General features: G+C 37.6%; 19 protein-coding genes. 16 read left to right on the forward strand and 3 right to left on the reverse strand.

All coding sequences use genetic code 11. The annotated features are described in order from the left end of the window. Nucleotides 1-5: 5 nt before the first annotated feature. Nucleotides 6-248 (forward strand): CsbA family protein, encoded by a 243-nt coding sequence (locus ACXYMX_RS00760; RefSeq protein ID WP_459042666.1) that lies wholly within the window; start codon nt 6-8, stop codon nt 246-248. A 70-nt stretch (nt 249-318) separates the two neighbouring features. Here the strand turns inward: ACXYMX_RS00760 and ACXYMX_RS00765 are convergent, their stop codons facing one another. The 3 genes from ACXYMX_RS00765 to ACXYMX_RS00775 form a co-directional block, all read right to left on the reverse strand. Beyond that, entirely contained in the window at nt 319-774 is a 456-nt protein-coding gene (locus ACXYMX_RS00765) for a hypothetical protein (protein ID WP_459042300.1), read from the reverse strand. Between the two features lie 195 nt (nt 775-969). Further along, nucleotides 970-1,278 carry an AzlD domain-containing protein gene (locus tag ACXYMX_RS00770; RefSeq protein ID WP_459042301.1) on the reverse strand — a complete coding sequence of 103 codons (309 nt, stop codon included), beginning with the start codon at nt 1,276-1,278 and terminating at the stop codon, nt 970-972. Then, nucleotides 1,278-2,003 (reverse strand): AzlC family ABC transporter permease, encoded by a 726-nt coding sequence (locus tag ACXYMX_RS00775; protein WP_459042302.1) that lies wholly within the window; start codon nt 2,001-2,003, stop codon nt 1,278-1,280. The genes ACXYMX_RS00770 and ACXYMX_RS00775 overlap by 1 nt, the downstream gene beginning before the upstream one ends. A 130-nt stretch (nt 2,004-2,133) precedes the next feature. On the opposite strand from ACXYMX_RS00775, the gene ACXYMX_RS00780 reads away from it, so the two are divergent. From ACXYMX_RS00780 to ACXYMX_RS00850, 15 genes are all read left to right on the forward strand, one after another. Beyond that, nucleotides 2,134-2,754, forward strand: a complete 621-nt coding sequence (locus tag ACXYMX_RS00780) for a TVP38/TMEM64 family protein (protein WP_459042303.1) — start codon at nt 2,134-2,136, stop codon at nt 2,752-2,754. Nucleotides 2,755-3,042: 288 nt separating this feature from the next. Beyond that, nucleotides 3,043-4,131 carry a TRAP transporter substrate-binding protein DctP gene (gene dctP, locus ACXYMX_RS00785; RefSeq protein ID WP_459042304.1) on the forward strand — a complete coding sequence of 363 codons (1,089 nt, stop codon included), beginning with the start codon at nt 3,043-3,045 and terminating at the stop codon, nt 4,129-4,131. Between the two features lie 61 nt (nt 4,132-4,192). After that, on the forward strand, nt 4,193-4,705 hold the full coding sequence (locus tag ACXYMX_RS00790; RefSeq protein ID WP_459042305.1) for a TRAP transporter small permease: 513 nt from the start codon (nt 4,193-4,195) through the stop codon (nt 4,703-4,705). A gap of 26 nt (nt 4,706-4,731) precedes the next feature. After that, on the forward strand, nt 4,732-6,018 hold the full coding sequence (locus tag ACXYMX_RS00795; RefSeq protein WP_459042306.1) for a TRAP transporter large permease: 1,287 nt from the start codon (nt 4,732-4,734) through the stop codon (nt 6,016-6,018). A gap of 45 nt (nt 6,019-6,063) precedes the next feature. Continuing rightward, the gene (locus ACXYMX_RS00800; protein WP_459042307.1) at nt 6,064-7,506 is read left to right on the forward strand and encodes an acetate--CoA ligase family protein; all 1,443 of its coding nucleotides are present in this window, start codon (nt 6,064-6,066) and stop codon (nt 7,504-7,506) included. Then, on the forward strand, nt 7,503-8,180 hold the full coding sequence (locus ACXYMX_RS00805) for an acetate--CoA ligase family protein (RefSeq protein WP_459042308.1): 678 nt from the start codon (nt 7,503-7,505) through the stop codon (nt 8,178-8,180). The genes ACXYMX_RS00800 and ACXYMX_RS00805 overlap by 4 nt, the downstream gene beginning before the upstream one ends. Before the next feature lie 61 nt (nt 8,181-8,241). Continuing rightward, nucleotides 8,242-9,774 (forward strand): acyl-CoA carboxylase subunit beta, encoded by a 1,533-nt coding sequence (locus tag ACXYMX_RS00810; protein WP_459042309.1) that lies wholly within the window; start codon nt 8,242-8,244, stop codon nt 9,772-9,774. A gap of 23 nt (nt 9,775-9,797) precedes the next feature. After that, entirely contained in the window at nt 9,798-10,019 is a 222-nt protein-coding gene (locus ACXYMX_RS00815) for a biotin/lipoyl-binding carrier protein (protein WP_459042310.1), read from the forward strand. Nucleotides 10,020-10,046: 27 nt separating this feature from the next. After that, complete coding sequence (locus tag ACXYMX_RS00820) at nt 10,047-10,823, forward strand: GntR family transcriptional regulator (protein WP_459042311.1); 777 nt, start codon at nt 10,047-10,049, stop codon at nt 10,821-10,823. A 49-nt stretch (nt 10,824-10,872) separates the two neighbouring features. Beyond that, the gene (locus tag ACXYMX_RS00825) at nt 10,873-12,228 is read left to right on the forward strand and encodes an acetyl-CoA carboxylase biotin carboxylase subunit (protein ID WP_459042312.1); all 1,356 of its coding nucleotides are present in this window, start codon (nt 10,873-10,875) and stop codon (nt 12,226-12,228) included. 41 nt (nt 12,229-12,269) lie between these two features. Next, nucleotides 12,270-13,397 carry an NAD(P)-binding domain-containing protein gene (locus ACXYMX_RS00830; RefSeq protein ID WP_459042313.1) on the forward strand — a complete coding sequence of 376 codons (1,128 nt, stop codon included), beginning with the start codon at nt 12,270-12,272 and terminating at the stop codon, nt 13,395-13,397. 29 nt (nt 13,398-13,426) lie between these two features. Next, entirely contained in the window at nt 13,427-14,593 is a 1,167-nt protein-coding gene (locus ACXYMX_RS00835) for a YeiH family protein (protein WP_459042314.1), read from the forward strand. Nucleotides 14,594-14,748: 155 nt separating this feature from the next. After that, nucleotides 14,749-18,234, forward strand: coding sequence for a helicase-exonuclease AddAB subunit AddB (gene addB, locus ACXYMX_RS00840; RefSeq protein WP_459042315.1), 3,486 nt, complete (start codon nt 14,749-14,751; stop codon nt 18,232-18,234). Then, entirely contained in the window at nt 18,212-21,901 is a 3,690-nt protein-coding gene (gene addA, locus ACXYMX_RS00845) for a helicase-exonuclease AddAB subunit AddA (RefSeq protein WP_459042316.1), read from the forward strand. The genes addB and addA overlap by 23 nt, the downstream gene beginning before the upstream one ends. Continuing rightward, entirely contained in the window at nt 21,898-23,058 is a 1,161-nt protein-coding gene (locus tag ACXYMX_RS00850; protein WP_459042317.1) for a DUF418 domain-containing protein, read from the forward strand. The genes addA and ACXYMX_RS00850 overlap by 4 nt, the downstream gene beginning before the upstream one ends. Nucleotides 23,059-23,097: the final 39 nt, after the last annotated feature.

Genomic DNA, 23,097 nt, shown 5'->3' on the forward strand with positions numbered 1-23,097 from the left:
TTATGATGGAATTATTTGAAACAAAATTACTCTTAGCTCTTTTCTTGCCAGGCCTTCTCGTCATTTTATTCACACGGGTTACATTCCATCATGTGGTTGGTCTTATCTTGACGGTCGCTCTAATTGCAGCATCTGTTTACGCAGGCTTCACGCACGACTGGATTCTATACGCGGCTGACGCATTGTCGCTAACAGTCGGTTTCTGGTATGCAAAACGTATGGTCGAAAAAGCACGCGAGAACATGTAAGAAAAGGTGAAGCCATCTCTTAGTTAAGAGATGGTTTTTCTTATGGATAGGATGAACGTAAAACCCTCACTTACATAGTTACCGGTGAAGTTGTCGTGTTTAATTGGTTGGCAGACTGAATAATTCCCATCGCAATTTGTTGAAATTCCATCATCTGTTGATTTAACACTGCAAATTCATGTAGTCGAACAAAGGCGGTATTCGATTTGAGTTGTTCAAAATACATCATGGCCTGTTTAAAGTTTTCAGCTGCGGGATAGACAAGTTCGTTCATCCAGACATGAATGCTGTAAGGGGAATATGCATTTGTAATTAAAAGACTTTCTACATAACCTTGGCATCTGTAATGGTAGTACATCCCTAAATTGAAGTCGTGATTAAAAGCTGTCCATAGCTCAGGTATCGGTTCTTGTAGCTTTCCTGTAATCCGATAAGATAGGTTTGGAATGACTTGAATCTTTTCACTGAACTTTACCAACTCGATATAGATCTGTTCAAATGTATCCTGGATTGTTGGTGTTTGCATAGTTATCTATTCCACCTTTACGTAGTAATCTTCCTTTTCACAATATGCAACTTCCGGGCGAATGGTCCATAAGTATCCACTTAAACGGGAAAGTCTTGTTGATCAATCAAAAAAAGCACGATTCTTTTATAGAATCGTGCCCAGCAACCTAAAATTTTATGTAGAAAAGAATGACGTCGACTCTATCCAACTCACTCACATAAACAAACTATAAACCGCAAGTACCCCAATTGTACCGAGCACCACAGACATAACTCCGCCGCCAAATCCTGCAATTAGAAAGGCAACGACTGTCCCGACAACTCCGAATAAAATATTCCCTTCCTGTACAAATAAAATGGCTGGGAATATAAGTGCACCGAGTACGGCATACGGAATGTTTCTCAATACTGCTGAAATAAGCGGTGGAAATTCTTTGCCGTCGAGAAAAGTAAGGGGCAACATGCGCGGAAGGTAGGTAACGAACGCCATTCCAAAGAGCATCCACCAAAATGTAGGTCCCATCATACTTCCTCCTTTTCTTTATACTTCGAATCGATTGATTTGATATTCTTTGAATAAATTAATTCTACGAAAATAGAAGATGCTAACGTTGCTACAAGAATTGCCCAGCCAGTTGATAGAATCTCTGTGAAATAAAAGAAAGAGTGAATGGCGGCAGCAATTAAGGCAAGCATGATTACTTTTCGGTTTCCTTTCATAGAAGGGACAAGCAATCCGACGAACATCGCATAGAGCGCAATGGACATAGCTGCTTGTAAAAAGTCTGGCAAATTCGCCCCAATGATGTGTCCCACTGCAGTGAAAACGACCCAACTTCCATAACCGATAAGCCCAACGCCAAACGCAAAGGCTGTTGTAATTTTCCTTTCCTTACTTGTTGCTAGTACGGAAAAGGACTCGTCCGTAATTAAAAATGCATACATCGCTTTGACCTTTTTCTTCTCGGGCTGCATCCTTTCGTTAAGCGAAGCCGTCATAAGAAAGTGTCGAATGTTAAGGACAAATGTATTAATGACGATTAATATGGGATCGACTGCTGTCTGTATGAGTTGAAGAGACATGTACTGTGCCGCACCTGCGTAGACGAAAATACTCATTGCAGTAGCTTCTAAGATTGTTAAATCTGCTGTTTTTGCAAGAAGTCCGAACGTAAGTGCAACCGGAAAATAACCAATTGCGATACTAATTCCGGCTTTTACTCCCGCCAAAAATTGATTCTTCTCCATTTTGTCACATCTTTCTAAGGTTTATCCTGTGATTATACTACATATCCATGTTTTAATGTATGTATAGTAGGGAAAAATGAATAGTAAGAATCCTGTTATTCCCATTAGTCAAAGATAAGGGTGCATGCGAATGAGTGAATGGTTTGAAGTTGATAAGATAATAGAGTTGTCGGAACAATATAAAGCATTAGGTCCGCTTCTAGGTTTGTTATTTCCTTTCATCGAATCCTTTTTACCTTTCTTGCCATTGTTCGTCTTTGTTTTTGCAAATGCAAGTGCATATGGACTTTGGTATGGCTTTGTTTTATCATGGGTCGGTGCGTTTGCTGGATCTTATATGGTATTTCTCCTTATAAGAAAATATGGGCGTAATCGTTTTCTTCAATTTCTAACAAAAAAACCTCGTGTCCAGAAATTAATCAAGTGGGTGGATCGAAATGGATTTGGGCCATTATTTCTTCTAATCTGTTTCCCGTTTACACCGTCTGCACTTGTCAATCTAGTAGCGGGTTTGTCTGATATGAAAAGGCATTATTATTTATTAACGTTAATGGCTGGAAAACTGGTCATGATTTTCACAATCAGTTTCATTGGGTACGATTTAAAAGCACTACTTACCCAACCGATACGCACAGCAATTGTAGTATTCATTATTGTTTTATTATGGTTTGTTGGAAAAAGAATCGAAAAGCGCTTGAATTCAAAAGTTGAAGCAGAATTCAGGTCACTCTCGAAAAAAGAGTCTAATTAATATTATTTAAAAAAGATCAATTAGGAGTTTCTTCTAATTGGTCTTTTCAATCTGCCAACATTTATTTTTCAGCACGGAAAATAGAAAAAGTAATATTTTGATTCAAATAACCCTCAACTTAACAGATTTTAAGATTTATTCAGATTTTTTAGTTAATAGTATTGACACAATACGTTATATAACGTATTGTTAGCAGAAAGAATTATAAAGCGCTTTCATTTACTTAGAATTTATTAGCGAGTCTATGATTCTTTAATATTACAAAGACAATAAACTAGGAGGAGTAGAATGAAAAATCAAAGGAATTGGATTGGTTTATTTGTATTAACATTAATTCTAGTTGTGTTAGCAGCATGCGGTGAAGAAGATTCAAAAAGTGAAACACCCGATCAAAGCAAAAATAGTGACAATAGTAGCGTGGTAACTTTAAAATATGCAGGTTTAGTGCCTGAAACACATGATCTTTATGTTTATGGTACAAAAGTATTCATTGAAGAAGTAGAAAAAAACGGTGATGGCAAGTTGAAGATTGAATTTTTCCCTAACTCCCAACTAGGAAGTGGTGCTGATATGATTGCGCTAGCCAATAGTGGAGCAGCGGATATAGTAGAAGCAGCCCCTTCTTACATCCCCGGGAAACTACCATTAAGTAATGCATTCCAGTTACCAGGTGCTATGCCAGATGCCGAAAAGGGATCAAAAGTAATTTGGGAGATATTGAAAGATGAGAATTCAGTTATTAGAAAAAACGATTATACAAATAATAAACTCGTTCCGTTGTTTGCTGCAACACTTCCACTTTATCAAATTATAACTACTGAAAAGAATCCATTAAATTCATTTGAGGATTTAAAAGGTTTAAAATTACGTTCAGCTGGAGGTGTTCAAGATCTAATGATTAAAAACTTAGGCGCTGTTCCGGTTGCGATGGATTTGTCAGAGTACTATCAAGCACTAGATAGGGGGACCTTAGATGGTGGAGTATTTAATTTACCATCATTAGAAGCAAATAAAACTATTGAAGTAATGAAAAATTTAACGGCAAATGCTAATGTCACGAGTTTTGTTGCTCCTGCTTCGATAAGTGAAAAAACATGGTTAAGTTTGTCTACTGATATGCAAAAGGTATTAATAGAGGCAGGGGAAAAAGCAGCTGAGAGTTTAGCCGTAAACGTAGTTAAATCAAATGAAAAAGCGTTACAAAATGCAGTGGATAAGGGATACAATGTATGGACTTTGTCTGAAGCAGAGCTAATTCAGTTGAACGAACTAGTATCCCCGACTCTTGAACAATGGGTAATTGATATGGAGAAGCTAGGATTTGATGGTCAAGCAGCTATTGATGAAATGAACAAAAAAGTTGAAGAATTAAAATAGGATTTAAACAAATGTACTTAGAAAGTACATTTGTTTAAAATTCCAAAAGAAGGTGGGAAGTTTGGGGAAACCATTTCGATTGTTCGAACGACTTGAAAAATTGGTTATGATGGTGGCTGTTATAGCTATAACCTTGATGATGATACTAATCTCAATAGATACATTTGCAAGATATATATTTCATTCTCCAATTAGCGGTACAAATGAATTTGTCACAATATATTTGATTGTTGCAATTGTGTTTTTAGGGCTATCTAATACACTCAAAGAGAATGAGCACATTAGTGTAAATATCATTGCTAATAAATTTTCATTAAGAATAAAAAAAGTTATTTCTATTGTCACAAATGTATTGGGGTTACTTCTATTTATATTTATATTTTATCAAGGGTGTCTAGTAACTTTAAATGCATTCTTGACTAACGATAGTTTTATAGGTGTAGTCATATTTCCTTTGTTTCCTGCTTATGGTCTGGTTCCACTAGGGTGCCTCTTAATTATCATTAGATTAGTATTTCAAATTATTGCAATTTTGAAAAACATAGAATTGAATGAGGTTTCAAACACTAGATAAGGAAATAAGGGCTAAGGAGGAGTCACATGGAAGTATTAATTCCAATAATATTACTTTTTATCTTGCTAGCTATCGGTATTCCAGTGGGCTTTGGATTAGCCATTGTAGGAATTGTAGGATTATATCTGGTAGGAGGAAGCGGTGCTGTTTTGGGTATAATTCAAACAGCACCATACCGCACAGCCTCTTCGTATATTTTAACTACAATACCGATGTTTATGTTAATGGCTCAGTATGCCTCTAGAAGCGGAATAACTAAAGATATATTTGACGGGGCAAGAGCTTGGGTTGGACATTATCGAGGTGGAATGGCGATAGCAACTGTTTTTGCAAGCGCAGGTATGGGTGCAATTTCTGGGTCAAGCAGTGCAACGGCAGCAATGATGTCGAATATAGCTGTACCTGAGATGACAAGGTTAGGATATGATAAAAGAGTTTCTTTAGGAACAGTTTGCGCGGCTGGTACTTTAGCTATATTAATTCCACCAAGTACTGTACTTATTCTATATGGAATATTAACAGAGCAATCTATCGGTAAGTTGTTAATAGCCGGTATAATACCAGGAATTATTATGACAATAGCTTATATTCTTGTTATTTTGCTTTGGGTTAATAAAAATAAACACTTGACACCAAATATAGAAAAGCTTTCATGGAGTAAAAGATTCCAATCATTAAAAAACTTTTGGCCAGTTATTGTAATAGGATTTGTAGTGCTAGGTGGGATATATAGTGGAATAATGACGGTGACTGAATCAGCGGCAATTGGTTCATTGAGCATGCTATTTGTAGCAAAGGTATTTTGGAAAATAAGCTGGTCTAAAGTTTATGATGGATCATTAAGTGCAATCCGTGTAACATCAATGATTTTCATGATTATTATAGGTGCTCATATTTTTGGGTATTTTCTAACTTTTTCTAAGGTCACTCAGACTATGGTCATGTTCATAGAGGGATTAGATGTGTCAAGATGGTTAATTTTCTTTGTATTATGTTTAATGTATTTGATTCTAGGTTGCTTTATGGATTTAGTAGCGATTCTAGTATTAACAATACCATTAGTATTTCCAATAATCATTGCTTTAGGATTCGATCCTATTTGGTTTGGTATTGTAGTAACTATATTAGGTGAAATTGGATTAATTACACCGCCATTAGGATTAAACGTATTTGTTGGTGCCAGCGCTGCAAAACTACCAGTAGAAACAGGATTTGCTGGCGTTTGGAGATTTGTAATTGCTAGCTTAATTGTTTTGGTTATAATCACAGTCTTCCCACAACTCGTTACGTGGTTGCCTAGTCAAATAGAGTAATCATTTATTGAAATAGTACCAAATTAAAATAATGGGGGGATAATATTGCACAGTTATTTAAAAGATCGAACAATATCTAGTCTGGAAGCTGCATTTACACCGAAGTCGATTGCTGTTATTGGAGCATCTAATGAGTTAAATAAATTAGGTGGAATGGACTTAAAATTGTTAATTGATTCCGGATATAAAGGGATGATATATCCCGTAAATCCCAAAGAAACTATTGTTCAGGGATATAAGGCTTATTCATCGGTTTTGGATATACAAGAAGAAGTTGATAGGGCTTCAATAATATTACCAACTAAACTAGTATTGCCTGTAATCAAAGAATGTGCAGAAAAAGGCGTGAAAGTAGTACAAATTTATTCTTCTGGTTTTGGTGAACTTGGAGAAGAAGGGAAGAAACTTGAACAAGAAATGTTAATGGTAAGCAAAAAATATAATATGAGAATTATTGGTCCAAATTGTATTGGAACATACTGTCCGGCAAGTGGAATTAGTTTTACAAAGGGGACCTCTATGAAAACTGGACATACCGGTTTTATTTCTCAAAGTGGTGGAATTACATTTGATATCGTAAATAGGGGAGAAATATTAGGTGTTAGATTTAGTAAAGCTATATCAGTAGGAAATTGCATTGATCTTGATCATTCGGACTTTCTAAATTACTTAAGTAATGATGAGGAAACTAAAGTTATAGGGCTTTATATTGAAAGCGTTAAAGATGGACAAAGGTTTCTAAAAGAACTAAAGAATGTAACGAAAAAAAAGCCTGTTGTTATTCTTAAAGGAGGAAGAACAGCTTCAGGGTCTCAGTCAGTAGCGTCACATACTGGAAATTTGGCAGGTAGTTATGATGTATGGGAAGCTTTATTCGAACAAACAGGTGCAATACCCGTAAAAAATATTGAGGAAATGTTGACAGTACTTTCATGCTTACAAGACCTTAAGCCGATATATAATGGAAAAGTTGCCTTAGTAGGTAACGGTGGAGGTGCAACTGTTTTAGCGACAGATTATCTGGAAGAAATGAATTTACAATTAGCAGACATTGACCCGAATACTACAAATAAATTAACAGATTTAGGTCTTACGAATACGGGAATAAATATGAATCCAATAGATCTTCCGGCTTCCGAATTAGCGGCAAGACAAGGGAAGTTGTTATCTGATATATTGTTGACTTTATGTAAAGATAAGGAGGTTAATTACTTAATATTTCACCTGAATTTAGTACCGTTTTCAGTTTACTTTAAATTAGAAGAGGTATTAGATTTATTTATAAAAGAAATAATGGATCTTAATGTTTCTAATATAAATTTAGTAGGGGTGTTTAAGTCAAATGAGGATCCAGAAGTCGAGAAAATACGGTATATATCTATGACTAAATTACGGAAAAAGGGTATTCCAGTATTCAGGACTATAGAACAAGCTATTCATGGTGTGAGCGTATTATCTAAAATACAAGGAGAGGAGTTATCAATTTGACTTCATCACAATTAGTAGAGATATTAACTGAAGTAGAGAGTAGAACAATCTTGGATAAGTATAAAATCCCACAAAATAAATATAAGTTTACAACTTGTTTGGAAGATACCTTAAATGAAGCAAAGAAGTTAACATATCCCTTAGTTATGAAGGTAGTTTCAAAAAAGATTGTTCATAAATCAGACTTTGGCGGCGTTCAAATTAACTTGAAAAATGAAAAAGAGGTAGAAAACGCATATAAAAAAATATTTAATAATGCGTCTTTAAACAATATAAGTGCTGAAGAAATAGATGGTGTAACTATTCAGGAAATGGAGAAAGGAATTGAAGAGATTTTAATAGGCGTCAAAAGAGACCCCGTTTTTGGACCTGTTATAGTCGTAGGATTTGGTGGGATCCTTGTTGAAATAATGAAAGATATTTCATTAGGGATCACACCATTAGCTGAGAAGGATATTTATAAAATGCTACGAAAGTTAAAAGGTTTTTCGTTATTAGATGGATTTCGAGGAAGTGCTAAAGCTGATTTAAGTTCAATAGTAGAAATTGTATTAAAGGTACAAGAAATGATAATTAACGAACCTAAAATTTTAGAACTAGACATCAATCCATTAATTGTGAAAGAGGCTGGTAGGGGAAGTATAGCAGTAGATGCAAGAATAGTTATGGGCTAAAAACTAGTAGACCTATATTTAAATTTCACTAAAAGTAAAATAATAAGTAGGGGGAATTAAAATGAAATTCGAAACAGAAATTAGGGAGTATAAAGAAAGAAAAGAAAAAATATTAAACATGGGCGGAAAAGAAAAGCTAGACAAAAGAAAAAAGCTTGGATTATTAAATGCTCGAGAAAGATTGGAAAAATTATTTGACCCTCAAACATTCTTTGAATCTGGTGGTTTTGCAACATCGTTAAATCCCGAAGATGGAGATAAAACACCCGCAGATGGAAAAATTGCAGGATTCGGAAAAGTTAGTGGTAGAAAAGCAGCTGTAATGTCCAATGATTTTACTGTTAAAGGAGCTTCGAGTAGTCCAATAAATGGAAAGAAAATGGAGCATCTAAAAGAAGTTGCTAGAAAAAGAGGTATGCCTTTAATCTTTCTTGGAGAGTCGACGGGTGCAAGAATGCCAGATGTAATGGGAGCTAAGGGAATAGGTGGTGGACACAACCCTATTCAATATATTCGACAAAGAGAAACTCCATGGGCATCCGCAGTTTTAGGTCATTGTTATGGATCCTCTTCTTGGTATACTGTCATGTCCGATTTTGTTGTAATGCGAAAAGGTACAATTATGGCAGTTTCAAGTCCAGCTTTAGCGTCACTTGCAACGAGGGAGGAGGTAGAACCGGAGGATTTAGGAGGATGGAAGTTACATTCTGAAATAACTGGCATAGCAGATGTTGTTGTTGAAACTGATGAAGAAGCAATAGAAATGATAAAAAAATATTTAAGTTACATGCCTAGTCATAACAATGAAGCGCCACCACAAATTGAAGTTCCTGAAGGATCAGATGAAGCTATTAAGGATATCTTAGATTTAATTCCGGAATCAAGAAGCCGTGTCTATGATGTTCGAAAAATTATTAAAGCAATAGTTGATATTGATAGTTTTTTTGAATTGAAATCACGATTTGGAAAATCTATAGTAACTGCCTTTTCAAGGGTAAATGGTCAAAGTGTTGGAATAATTGCAAATAACCCTTTGTTTAAAGGAGGTGCAATAGACGCCGACGCAGCAGATAAAGCTACAAGTTTCATTGTTCATTGCGACTCATTTAATATACCAATTATTTTTTTAGTCGACCAACCTGGATTTTTAATTGGAATAGAAGCAGAAAGAAAGAGAATGCCAGGAAAAGTAATGAATTGGATGAATGCGCTTGCTCTTTGTACTGTCCCAAAAATTTCAATCATTCTGAGAAAGTCTTATGGACAAGCCGTTTTAAACATGGGCGGTACTGGACATGCAGATGAAGTTGCTGCGTGGTGGACAGCAGAAGTAGGTTTTATGGATCCAGATTCAGGTGTGACTGTTGTACATGGTATTAAAAGAGAAGACGACCCTGAGCAATTTGAATTATATTTAAAAGAAATGTCTAAGGACACATCTGCATACTCGTTAGCAGCTATTTACGCAGCTAAGAATGTTATAGATCCAAGAGAAACCCGTGAGTATTTGGGGCATGTTTTACAAATACATGAAATGAAATTAACGAATGGTGTTGGACAACATTTAATGAGGAATTGGCCTACTACATTATAAAAATAGGAATGGAGTGTTCATAGATGGAGAAAGTTAAAATTGAATCAGAATTGACTGGTAGCGTTTGGAAGATAGTTGCTAAGGTAGGCGAAAAGGTTTCAGAGGGAGATGAATTAATTATTTTAGAATCTATGAAGATGGAAATACCTATTATCGCACCTGAAGATGGAATAATTATAGAGATTAAAGTTAAGGAAGGAAGTATAATTCAAACTGGGGATGTAGCTATTGTTATGGAAACCTAAATATTTATAACAGCTTTGGAGGACAATATGATTAATAGAAATGAAATAAATCCAATGTATCAACAGATTGCTAGTTATCTGACTCAAAAGATTAATAATGGTTCTTACTCTGAAGGTGATAAAATTCCTACTGAAGTTGAATTGATTGAACAGTTTAAAGTAAGTAGAACAACTGTAAGATTAGGAGTTAAGCAGCTAATTGAAAATGGGTTAGTCGAAAAGAAAGCTGGAAAAGGAACATTTGTGACTAAAGCTAAACATTACCATCCTTTGAATGAATTTAATAGTTTATATGCAATACTATCGGAAAAAAAGAAAGATGTTGAGGTAGATTTAATTGATTATAAAATAGTAAATGTCAACAAAAAAATCTGTGACTTATTTAATATAGATAAAGAAAAAGAAGTTTTAGAAGTCACTAGATTATATCATGTAAATAAAGAGCCGGTAACTTATGCGAAAATGTATATTCATCCTGACTATTCTAATTATATTAGTCAGGATGATGCAAAAACACAGCCTTTGTATCAGATTTTGGAGAATCGTTTATCTCTAAAAGTAAGCTTAGTGGACCTTGAAATATTTGCAAGTAAACCAACTGACGAGGCGGCTAAGTTATTAAAGCTTAATAAAAAAGATTCAGTACTAAATATGGAAAGAATTCTTACATGCGATAAAAACAATCCTATTGAGTATACCTTAGCTTGTTTTCCATCCGATGCTTATAGATTTAAGATTACACTTCCAAAAGAAGAAGCCAACTTTACAAAAAACTTAAGTTTTACAAAAAAGGAAAGTACTTAAGATATATAGTAATTCAAGTAAATATTATAAAATAATGGAGGGATTCATATTGTTCGATAAAGTTCTAATTGCTAACCGAGGGGAAATTGCTGTTCGAATAATTAGAACATGCAAAAAGTTGGGGATTAAGACAGTCGCTGTTTATTCGGAGGCAGATGTAAGCGCTCCACATGTGGAAATGGCCGAAGAGGCACATTTAATTGGTGGTGCACGAGTTAGTGAAAGTTATTTAAATATCGAAAAGATTATTGAAGTCGCAAAAAAAACGAATTCAAATGCAATTCATCCAGGTTACGGATTATTATCAGAAAATCCTAAATTTGCTCTTAGGTGTAAGGAAGAGGGAATTATATTTATTGGACCTTCTTCAGAGGTTATTGCGAACATGGGAAGTAAAATTGAATCCAGAAAAGCAATGCAAAAGGCAGGGGTTTCAATCATACCAGGTATTAATCATCCTTTGAAAAACGTGGAAGAAGCGATAGAAATTTCTTCCCAGATGGGATACCCTGTGATGTTAAAAGCATCAGCTGGTGGTGGCGGAATTGGAATGCAAATTGTAAGTAATAATGAAGAGTTAAAAAAAGTATTTGGAAGTAATGAAAAAAGAGCAACGGAACTTTTCGGAAATGGTGCAATGTATATAGAAAAATTTATTGAGAGTCCTCGTCATATAGAGATTCAAGTTCTGGCGGACAAAGTAGGAAACGTTGTTTATTTGTGGGAGAGAGAATGCTCTATTCAGCGTAGACATCAGAAAGTTATCGAAGAAGCACCTTCTTCGTTTTTAGATGAAGCAACTAGAAGCAAAATGGGGCAAGCTGCTATATTAGCTTCAAAATCAATTGGATACGAAAATGCGGGGACGATTGAATTTCTAGTTGATAATGAGAAAAACTTTTATTTTCTTGAAATGAATACAAGGCTTCAAGTGGAACATCCAGTTACCGAAGAAATTACTGGAATTGATTTAGTTGAGGAGCAATTGAAGATTGCGGCCGGAATGGAACTATCTTTTCGACAAGAAGATATTGCGCGTGTTGGACATGCGATTGAGGTTAGAATTTATGCCGAAGATCCTATTACATTCTTTCCTTCACCTGGGAAAGTTGAGAAGTTAAAGTTACCCGAAGGTAAAGGTATTCGCAATGAGCTAGGGATTGAAGAAGGATCATCTGTCACTCCGTTTTATGATCCTATGATTGCAAAATTGATTGTTCATGCTGAAAGTCGCGAAGATGCAATCACGAAATTAAGTCAAGCACTTGACGAATATGAAATTACTGGAATTAAAACAAACATTCCAATGCTGAAAAATGTTATAGCTCATAGGGAATTCTATCTAGGGAATACAAAGACTAATTTCATAGACGAGTATATTAAGGGATTAATAGAAGTTAAGTGAATTTCCTTATGTGTTCTAACTTAAAGAAAGGATTATGATAAATGTTAGATGTAGCTATAATAGGTGCAGGTCCATACGGGCTATCGCTTGCGGCACATGCTAAAGAAGCAGGACTTAATTATAGAGTCTTTGGTTATCCAATGGATTTTTGGAAAACTAAAATGCCTCCGGAAATGTTTATACGAACCTTATTAGCTTATACAGGGTTATCAGATTCCAAAAATGAGTTCACTTTACACCGATATCAAACCGAAATGAATATCACATTGTCTTATCCACTACCAAGATCTATTTTTGTTGACTATGGCCTTTGGTTTACTGAAAAAATGAATCTATTAATCGAAACGGTGTATATTGAAAAACTTGAAAATACCAATGGCTTATTCAGATTGGAAACAGAAGGTGGAAAAAAGTATATCGCGAAAAAGGTAATAGTCGCAGTTGGATTGACTAATGCACAATATATTCCAAAAAACTTGTCTTCTTTTCCTGAAACTTTAGTTTCACACACTTCTAACTACACGGATTACTTGGGGTTTAAGGACAAATCTGTCGCAGTAATAGGTGGGGGTCAAAGCGCTTGGGAAACAGCGGCGCTTCTATATCAATCTCAAGCTAGAGTGGAGCTGATTTATAGAAGAGCTGGACGATTAAGTCCTCCGGAAAAAAATATGAATGAAGAGCAGCGGGAGTTGGCAGATAAGTTTTACTTCTTATCACAAGAGGAGAAAAATAGAGCGCAAAATCAATTTTCCATACCAACCGTCTCGGATTTCCTTGTTCCCTTAGTCGAAGGAAAGGTAAAACAAAGACCAAATACTTCAATATCTCACCTAAGTAAATTGGAAAACGACAAGCTAAGGCTAATATTTAATGATCAATCATCTATTGTTGTTGATCATGTAATTGCAGCAACGGGTTATCGTTTTTCATTAAAAAAGTTACCTTTTTTACACCCCATTCTTAATAATATACAGACGAATGAAATAGGTGAACCAATAGTAAATCAATATTTCGAGTCAACTTTATCTGATTTGTTTTTTGCTGGTCCAGCGACAGCTTCTCAACATGGTCCCACTTTTCGTTTTATTTCTGGGGTTTGGCATACTTCAGATGTCTTAATAAATTATATCCAAGAGAAATCTAAAACAACTAATCTACTAAGTTAGTATGGTTATGTAGTGAAAGGAGAAATCTTTTGGGGAATATTAACAATGTGAATAAAACTTCTAATCGAAAACATGTTATAAGCTACTTCCCAGGTTTATTTCTTTGCTTTTGTGTGATGATGGCAGGAATATATCTAGCAAGTCTAATAGGTGAATTGATTATACTTCTAAAGTTTTTACCAGAGGGAAGTGCTAGTCCAGTTTCAGGAATATTTGTTGCTATTCTATTAGGAATCATAATTCGCAACACACTGGGCTTACAAACTATCTTTCTAACTGGTGTTGCAATTGCTGTTAAATATGCTTTGCGTATTGGTATTATATTACTTGGATTACGATTAAGTCTCACAGAAGCTTTGAAGCTTGGAGCATGGGGAATACCATTAATTGTATCTTGTATTTCTTGCGGATTAATTGTAACACTTTATTTTACCAAGAAAATGAAACAATCGAATCGGTTAGGTACATTAATTGCTTGCGGAACTGGGATTTGTGGTGTAACTGCAATCATGTCAACTTCTCCAGTCATTCGAGCAAAGGAAGATGAAGTGTCCTACGCGGTTGCTAATATCACAATATTTGGATTGATTGGAATGTTAATTTACCCCTATTTAGCATTTACCTTTTTTTCAAATGATCCCATAAAAACAGGCTTATTTTTAGGAACTGCAATCCATGATACTGCACAAGTGACTGGCGCTGCACTTATTTATAATCAAATGTATGATATGGAAAAAGTGATTGATGTAGCAACAATAACAAAATTAACTAGAAATCTATTTTTAATTTTAGTTATTCCTTTACTATCCTATTATTTCTTCAAAAGTAATGGCAAAAAAGCAAAAGGTGAAGAATCATCCCTACCTAAATGGTATAAACTTATACCTCTCTTTGTAGTTGGTTTTTTGTTCTTAGCTTTAATACGAACAGTAGGTGATTTTTCTGTCTCTAAAAACGGAACAGCTTTTGGGGTTTTTGAAGGGAAGTCATGGGAAAATTTTTGTATTTACTGGAGTTCATTCGGTGCAAAGTATTTGCTAGGAATTGCAATGGCAGGTGTCGGTTTGTCAACTAACTTTAAGATTTTCAAAGGACTTGGATTAAAACCATTTTATATTGGTTTAATAGCAGCCTTATCAGTGGGAATAGTAAGCTTGGTATTGGTCTCACTGTTCGGTCATTTGATAATAATATAAAAACAAACGAGAAATAGAGATTATGAAACCATTTTATATACTGGTCTAATAAATAATAAATTAATAGTCAACTCCTACATCATTTGTTATCTTTCTGTACAATAGAAAGATAGTAGATAGTTCAGGAGTTTTTTTATGTGGAGGAGAGATTGAGCATGTCCTTACGAATTATAAATGGTAGATCGGGTTCAGGGAAGACGACGTTTATTCAACGAGAGATTGCACAAGAGCTTGAACATAGACCGATGGGTACACCGATATTTATACTTGTGCCTGACCAAATGTCTTTTTCAATGGAGCATAGTTTGTCTGTCAATTTTGGATTAAATGGATTGATTCGTGGACAAGTGTCTACATTCAAACGTCTTGCGTGGCGTGTACTTCAAGAAGCAGGCGGCATTACGCGAAAAGAAGTTGATGGATTTGGGTATCGGATGCTTGTTCGAAGTGTTTTGGAAGACAATCGGGATGAGTTCAAATTATTTAAACAGGCAGCAAGTAAGCGGGGATTTACTGAGCAGATAGGCGACTTACTAAAAGAATTTAGCCGTTACTGTCTTGACTTTTCAACGATGAATTCACTTCATGAATCCTTAAAAGAAGCAAATGCACCGCGCACATTACTAGATAAAGCAAGTGATTTAGAACTTCTTCTCACGAAAATTGAAGAACGTTTAGGAACTTCATTCGTAGATAGCGAGGGACATTTAGCCCTGCTCGCTGCGCAAATTAAACATGCGGAATTTTTACAAGGGTCGGATATTTACATCGATGGCTTTGAGAATTTCACAACGAGAGAATATGAAATCTTAACGGAACTGATGAAAATTGCGAATCGAATAACGGTCGTGTTGCCAATGGAAGGTGCATTAACTGGCTTTGGAGACCATGAATTGTTTTTCAATCCAGTTCGTACATCTCTTCGTTTGCGTGAACTTGCACGATCTGAATCGATAGAGGTCGAAGAAGACGTCTACTTATCGGAAACACAGCGTTTTCAAAATACAGACCTTCATCATTTGGAGGCTGCATTTGATACATACCCTACGCCAGAAAAATCGGCAGAAGGCCATGTGAAATTGATTGAAGCGGCAGATCCTCGAGCTGAAATTCATGCGGTTGCACGAGAAATACGTAAACGAATGCTTTTGGGTAAACGATACAAAGACATCTCGATTTTGTATAGGCAACCTGAAACATATGATGAACTCATTGAAACGATTTTTCCACATTACGACATTCCGGTTTTTATTAGCCGAAAAAAGACGATGTTGCATCATCCACTTATTGAGTTTTCACGTTCTATCTTAGAGGCCGTCATTTCGGGATGGTCCTACGAATCCATCTTCCGTGCGGTAAAGACCGATTTGTTTTTCCCTCATGGCGAAGTGAAAGAAATCTGGCGTGACCGTGCAGATCGTTTGGAAAACTACGTGTTGGCGCATGGTATTTATGGATCCCGTTGGTTTGACGATGCGCGCTGGCATGTGAAAAAATACCGTGGCCTTGAGTTGTATTCGGATGTCCAAACGGACGAAGAACGTGCGATGGAAGAAGAATTGCATTTGGTTCGGGATCAATTGCGAACACCACTCGAAGCATTTGAAAAACAAATGAAGCAGTCGAAAAATGGACAAGAAGTTGCGGAAGCACTCTTTCATTTCATGGAAAACTTGAAAGTCTACGATAAAATAATTGATTTACGAGCAGAAGAAGAACGTGCTGGAAGACTTCTCGGCGCGACGGAACATGAACAAGCATGGGCAGGATGGATGAATGTCCTTGATCAGTTTGTGCTCATGTTCGGTGAAAAAGCAATGAATCCAAAGGAAGCGGCACGTATTTTGGATGAAGGGTTTGATTCACTTGAATTTACGCGAATACCACCATCGCTAGACCAAGTAACTGTGTCTACAATTGAAGTGTCTAGTTTGATGGATATCGACGTCGTATTTGTTCTAGGTGTGAATGATGGTGTGCTTCCTCAAAGAATGGATAATGAAGGAATTCTATCTGACGCGGACCGAGAATGGTTTAATGAAGTTGGATTTGAATTAGCTCCGACGTCCAAAACGAAATTAATGGATGAAACCTTTATTGCCTACCGAGCATTTACGGCAGCAAAAGAAGAACTTATCGTGTCTTATCCAGTTGCGGATGAAGAAGGAAAAGCACTAATTCCGTCCTTGTATATTACACGAATTCAACAGCTGCTAAGTGGAACGAACATAACGTATGCAGTGACGGACCCATCGGAGTTACCAAGCGGCGCGGATGAATTTAGTTATATTAGTCATCCACGGGCAGCTTTACCGTATGTGTCGATGAAGTTAAGAGAGGGTAAGTTGTCACCAGAATGGCAAGCCGTTATGGCCTATTATGAAGAAGATGCGTATTGGTCCTCCGTAACGAAAGGGATACGCAGTGCGATGGATGGGCGAAGTGCTACGGAAAAGCTCCGTCCAGAAGTGACGACAGGTTTGTACGGGGAATCATTCGTGTCGAGTGTTTCACGTATCGAGTCGTACTACAGTTGTCCATTTCAACATTACGCTACTTATGGGCTTGGTCTTCGGGAGCGATCCGAGTATACATTGGAAGCACCAGCAATCGGTGATTTATTTCATGCGGCGCTTAAATGGGTTTCGGATGAAGTAATGCGTCTTGAAAAATCATGGGCGGAATTGACGAAAGAAGAATGTTGGAAATTGGCACAAGATGCAGTTGACGTGTTGTCTCCGTATTTCTTCAATCGAATCTTATTGTCAACGAATCGCTATGTTTATATTAAACGAAAGCTGATGCGGATTATTCAGCGGACGATTTATTCATTAAATACGCAAGCAAAAGCAACGCAATTTAGGCCTATTGCGATTGAGGCGGGTTTTGGTCCAGGTGAAGAATTGCCATCGCTTAAAATACCTCTTCGCAGAGGCGATACGATGCAAATGCGTGGTCGAATTGACCGAATTGATGCGACTGAAATCGACGGAAAAAGTTACGTACGGATTGTAGATTATAAATCATCTTCTCGTGCGCTCGATTTGTCCGAAGTCTATTATGGATTGTCGCTTCAAATGATGACGTATCTGGACGTGGCACTTGAAAATGCCGAAGATTGGTTGGGCGTTTATGCGGATCCTGCAGGTGTGTTGTATATGCATGTGCACAACCCGATGATTCGGACGGGGAAAGAACTTTCTGCAGAACTTCTGGAAGCAGAAATTGCGAAAGAGTATAAAATGAAAGGTTATGTTCTTGATCTACCAAATGTGGTTTCAGGTATGGACGATGGAATGGGCCAATCTTCGACGATTATTCCCGCTGGATTTAAAAAAGACGGCGATTTTACAAAAGCATCCAAAGTACTTTCCAAAGACGATATGCAAATGATGCGTTCGTATGTCCGAACAAGGCATCAAATGGCGGGGAACGGTATGTTGGCTGGGGATGCGCGCGTGTTTCCATATAAATTACGCGATCAAATGCCGTGCCAATTTTGTTCATACCTCTCAGTGTGTCAGTATGATCCTGGCGATCCGACACAACCGATTAGAGCTTATGATGTTATGGATTCAGAACAATCACTAGAAAAAATGCGCGAGGAGGTGGCTGAAAATGAACATACCCGTGAAACCTGAGGAACTCACATTTACAGACGATCAGTGGGCGGCGATTTGGGCCACTGGAAAAGATATTTTAGTTTCAGCTGCGGCAGGCTCGGGAAAGACGAAGGTGTTAATTACCCGAATGATTGAAAAGGTCATTAACGAACAAAATCCAATTGATGTGGATGAATTACTCGTTGTGACATTTACGAACGCCTCTGCAGCTGAAATGAGACATCGAATGGCGGCGGCACTTGAAGAAGCGATTGCTGATAATCCAACTTCGATTCACTTACGCAGGCAATTGAATTTATTAAATAAAGCACAAATCTCAACACTGCATTCGTTTTGCCAACAAGTGGTAAAACAATACGCTTATTTATTGGAAATAGATCCAGGCTTTCGAATTGCGGATAGTACAGAAGCAGCATTGTTGCGGGATGACACAATCGGCGCGGTGTTGGAAGATGCGTACAGCGCGGAAAATCCAGAGGCAATGTACAGGCTTGCAGATAGTTTTACTTCTGACAGGAATGACAGTCAGATTGAGAAGCTGATTGATCGGCTGTACGATTACTCGCGCGTTCATCCATCACCAGTTCAGTGGCTACGACATATTCCCGCTCAATATGAATTGGGCGAGATTAAGACAATCGATGAGTTGGGTTTTATCGAACCGCTAAAATTAGCAATTTTACATTCTCTTGAAGAAGCTGCTGCACTAACTGGTGACATGAGACGACTTGCACTCATGCCAGAAGGTCCTGAACCACTTGCAGCAACTGCGGAGACCGATTTGATGTTGATCGAAGAGGGAATTCGTCGAATTTCAAGCGGTACATGGCAAGAAACGTTTGAGTTTTTCGCTTCTGTGAAATGGGTGAAAGCTGGAACGATTCGAAAAGATTCCTGTGATGAAGAACTTGCGAAACGTGCAAAGGCAATTCGAGATGCCGTCAAGAAAATTGTCAATAAATTGAAAGACGATTTCTTCACAAGAACACCAACGCGTCTTTTGGATGAAATTAAGTTAATGGCACCAACAATGCATACGTTGATCGATCTTGTAATTGATTTTGGAGAACGATACGAACGAGTAAAGATTGACCGTGGTATTGTCGATTTTTCGGACCTTGAACATTATGCTTTACGTATATTGTCGAAGGAAGAAAATGGAGAACTGGTTCCGTCAGATATTGCTTTGGAGTACAGCAATCGATTTGAAGAAGTTCTTGTCGATGAATATCAAGATACAAATCGATTGCAAGAAACAATTGTGCGATTGGTGAAGCGTGGTGGAGAAGAAGACGGTAATTTGTTCATGGTTGGCGACGTGAAGCAGTCAATCTACGGTTTTCGTCTAGCCGAACCCAAGTTATTTCTCGGGAAATATAATCGGTTTGTCGGATTAAAGGAAGATGGCGGACTAAAAATCGACTTGAATGCGAACTTTAGAAGTCGAAAAGAAGTGTTGGATGCAACGAATTTTGTCTTTTCTCAAGTGATGGGGACGCGTGTCGGAGAAATCGAATACGACGATGCGGCAGCTTTGAAGTACGGTGCGCAGTATCCAGAAAAAGAAACTTCTACGGAGCTAACAATTCTTTATGAAGATGATGAAGAAGAGGGATATGCACCGGATAGCGAAGATGAAACACTGAAAAATTCACAAGTAGAAGCACGGTTCATGATCAACAAAATTAAAGAATTAATGGCATCGGAAACAGAAGTAACAGATGCGTTTAGTGATAAAAAAAGACCGCTAGAATACCGTGATATCGTTATTTTAATGCGTTCGATGACATGGTCTGGTGAAATCGTTGAAGAATTTAAGCAGGCGGGCGTCCCGGTCTACGCGGAACTGTCCAAAGGGTATTTTGAGGCGCTGGAAGTGATGATTATGTTAAATACACTGCGCGTAATCGACAATCCTTACCAAGATATCCCGCTTGCATCCGTTCTTCGTGCACCGTTTATCGGGTTAACGGAAAATGAGTTGGCACAAATTCGATTGGCTGCAAAAAATGAGCCGTTTTACGACGCACTTAAAACGTTTATCAGTACGGGCGGGTCTGGAATGGCACCGGAAACACAGAAGAAGTTGCAGTTGTTTGTCCGGCAATTTGAAGAGTGGCGGAACTTGGCAAGACGAGGTTCACTCTCTGAACTAATTTGGCAAGTGTATACAGATACGCATTATTATGAAATGGTCGGAGCAATGCTGAACGGGAAGCAGAAGCAAGCGAATCTTCGTGCGCTTCATGACCGCGCAATTGATTATGAAAAGACGTCGTTTCGAGGATTGTTTCGTTTCCTTCGCTTTGTGGATCGGATGCGTAAGCGCGGAGATGATCTTGGGGAAGCCCGTTCATTGAATGAAAAAGAAGATGTCGTTCGATTAATGACGATTCACTCTTCCAAGGGACTCGAGTTTCCATACGTATTTATCTCAGGTACAGGCCGGAAATTTAACAAGATGGATTTCAATGAAGCGTATTTGTTTGACCAACATTTTGGATTAGCAGTGAAGGCGGTTGATCCGGATAACCGAATTACCTATACGTCATTGCCGTTTTTAGCAATGAAAGAAAAGAAAGAACTTGAGATGCGAGCGGAAGAAATGCGTATTTTATATGTAGCAATGACGCGAGCGAAAGAACAGTTATATTTGGTCGCTTCTGTGAAAGACATTGAAAAAGAAATTGGGAAATGGCAAGATGCACAGCTCGTTGATCCGTTACTGATGCTTCCAGAATATACACGTTCTCGAGCAAATGGCTATTTGGATTGGATTGGCCCGGCGATTGCGAGGCATACTGCATTCGGTAAATTCGGTGTGATTCAAGGCGGTCAATTTGTAGACAGCCCTTCTGAATGGACAATTAATGCACTCCCTTTTTCATCGGTATTTGATGTGTCAGAGGAAGAAGAAATTGAAGAAGTAGAGTCTGTTGTAGTTGAAGATGAACTTAACAGTGAAGCCTTTGCAGAAGTAAAACGGCGGTTTGATTGGACTTATTCACATGAAAACTCTGTGAAAAAACGCTCGAAGCAAACAGTTAGTGAATTAAAGCGACTTGCTCTACTTGAACAACAAGTGGAACAGGACCCATTTATGGAAAATGGGGATGAAGTTAGTACAGCTTACTTGCATGATCGACCTGCATTCATGCAAAAACGAGAATTATCACCAGCTGAAGTGGGAACTGCAATGCATACAATTATGCAACATATCGATCTTCGAAGAGTGTATGACGATGCAGAAGTAAAAGAACTTCTCACAACTTTGGTAGAACGGCAGTTGTTAACAAAAGAAGAAGCAGCAGCGGTAAAAACAACTGCAGTTGCCCAATTTTTTCAATCGCCAATTGCGGAAAGACTTAAGGTTGCGGGGGACATTGTTCGTGAAATGCCTTTTACGTATGCACATGACGGTGGCGATGGGGATTATCAAATCTTGCAGGGGATCGCGGATTGTTTATTCAAAGAAGAGGACGGTTGGGTATTGTTGGATTACAAGACAGACCGTGTACTTGGAAGTTCGGAAGAAGTAGCGAAGGAAATGCAAAACCGCTATGGAATTCAATTAAAGCTGTACAAACAAGCGATTGAATCGGTCGCGAGAGTAACGATTAAAGAAATGGTTCTCTACTTATTTAATGGGGAGCAAATTGTTCAAATTCAGGAGGAATACGTTTGAAATTGACACCAGTTGGAATTGGAAATCGAGTAGAAGCACTTGATATTATGAGAGGTTTTGCACTGCTCGGAATTTTCATAGCAAACATGATTCATTTCCATTCACCTTACTTATATTTTGATCCCTTCACTTGGTTTACGATGGAGGACATAGATACGTTTAAGTGGATTGATATTTTAGTTGAAGGAAGTTTTTACCCGATATTTGCTATGTTGTTTGGTTATGGCTTAAATATGCAATACGAGAAGGCAAAGTTAAATGGACTGTTGTTTGCACCGATAGCTGCAAGACGACTTGGACTTCTGGCTCTATTCGGTTTGTTGCATGCACTATTCATATGGTATGGAGATGTTTTGTTTACGTATGCGATGATGGGTTTTTTCATTATTGCGCTCGTTCGGATACCAGCAAAATGGCTAATGCCCTTAGCCGCTGTAATGTATATAGTACCAACAGGTTTACTTTACGTAATCACTCGTATACTTCCAAACATGGAAGGCTATGCGGATATCCATCAAATTGAGTTGTCGATTAGTGCTTATGCAAGAGGAACGTACGGTGAAATATTCATGTTTCGACTGCTCGAATGGTTAACATATGGGCTAACAAGCACATTCATGGGTATATTTATTATTTTGCCGATTATTATGGTAGGTGTTGCTTTATCGAAATGGAAGGTCGTTGAACGTGCCTCTGAAATAAAGGGACGAATTGCCGCTATTACAGTCGTTACTCTTGTTGTAGGTATTTGGATTAAATCATTACCTCATAGTGGCGAACCAACTTTGGACGTCGTTACGCTTCAAGATAGTTACGGTGGTGTCATTTTAGCAGCTGGGTATGTAGGAATCATGTTACTACTTTGTACTGTTCCTTTATTCAAAACTATTTTTAGTCCGATCGGGAAAGTAGGAAGGATGTCACTCACGACTTACATCACACAGTCCCTTATTGCAACGACAATATTTTACTCATATGGATTCGGTTTATATGGAAAAATTGATTTGGTAACAGGTACATGGATTGCGATAGGTGCTTTTATCATTCAAGTTATTTTTGCTGAGCTTTGGCTTACAAAGTTTCGAATGGGCCCGTTTGAATGGCTCTGGAGAAAAGGAACCTACGGAACTGTCAAACTGAAAAAAGAGGTAAAGTAGCATAGTTTGTCGTATAGAGTAGTATTAGGCTATTGAATG

The sequence above is a fragment of the Sporosarcina sp. CAU 1771 genome (assembly GCF_054482775.1).

Bases quoted from the DNA above. Each gene is read 5' to 3' on its own strand.
- ACXYMX_RS00760 (WP_459042666.1), top strand. From the start codon at position 6: ATGGAATTATTTGAAACAAAATTACTCTTAGCTCTTTTCTTGCCAGGC.
- ACXYMX_RS00765 (WP_459042300.1), bottom strand. From the start codon at position 774: ATGCAAACACCAACAATCCAGGATACATTTGAACAGATCTATATCGAG.
- ACXYMX_RS00770 (WP_459042301.1), bottom strand. From the start codon at position 1,278: ATGGGACCTACATTTTGGTGGATGCTCTTTGGAATGGCGTTCGTTACC.
- ACXYMX_RS00775 (WP_459042302.1), bottom strand. From the start codon at position 2,003: ATGGAGAAGAATCAATTTTTGGCGGGAGTAAAAGCCGGAATTAGTATC.
- ACXYMX_RS00780 (WP_459042303.1), top strand. From the start codon at position 2,134: ATGAGTGAATGGTTTGAAGTTGATAAGATAATAGAGTTGTCGGAACAA.
- dctP (WP_459042304.1), top strand. From the start codon at position 3,043: ATGAAAAATCAAAGGAATTGGATTGGTTTATTTGTATTAACATTAATT.
- ACXYMX_RS00795 (WP_459042306.1), top strand. From the start codon at position 4,732: ATGGAAGTATTAATTCCAATAATATTACTTTTTATCTTGCTAGCTATC.
- ACXYMX_RS00810 (WP_459042309.1), top strand. From the start codon at position 8,242: ATGAAATTCGAAACAGAAATTAGGGAGTATAAAGAAAGAAAAGAAAAA.
- ACXYMX_RS00815 (WP_459042310.1), top strand. From the start codon at position 9,798: ATGGAGAAAGTTAAAATTGAATCAGAATTGACTGGTAGCGTTTGGAAG.
- ACXYMX_RS00820 (WP_459042311.1), top strand. From the start codon at position 10,047: ATGATTAATAGAAATGAAATAAATCCAATGTATCAACAGATTGCTAGT.
- ACXYMX_RS00830 (WP_459042313.1), top strand. From the start codon at position 12,270: ATGTTAGATGTAGCTATAATAGGTGCAGGTCCATACGGGCTATCGCTT.
- addB (WP_459042315.1), top strand. From the start codon at position 14,749: ATGTCCTTACGAATTATAAATGGTAGATCGGGTTCAGGGAAGACGACG.
- addA (WP_459042316.1), top strand. From the start codon at position 18,212: ATGAACATACCCGTGAAACCTGAGGAACTCACATTTACAGACGATCAG.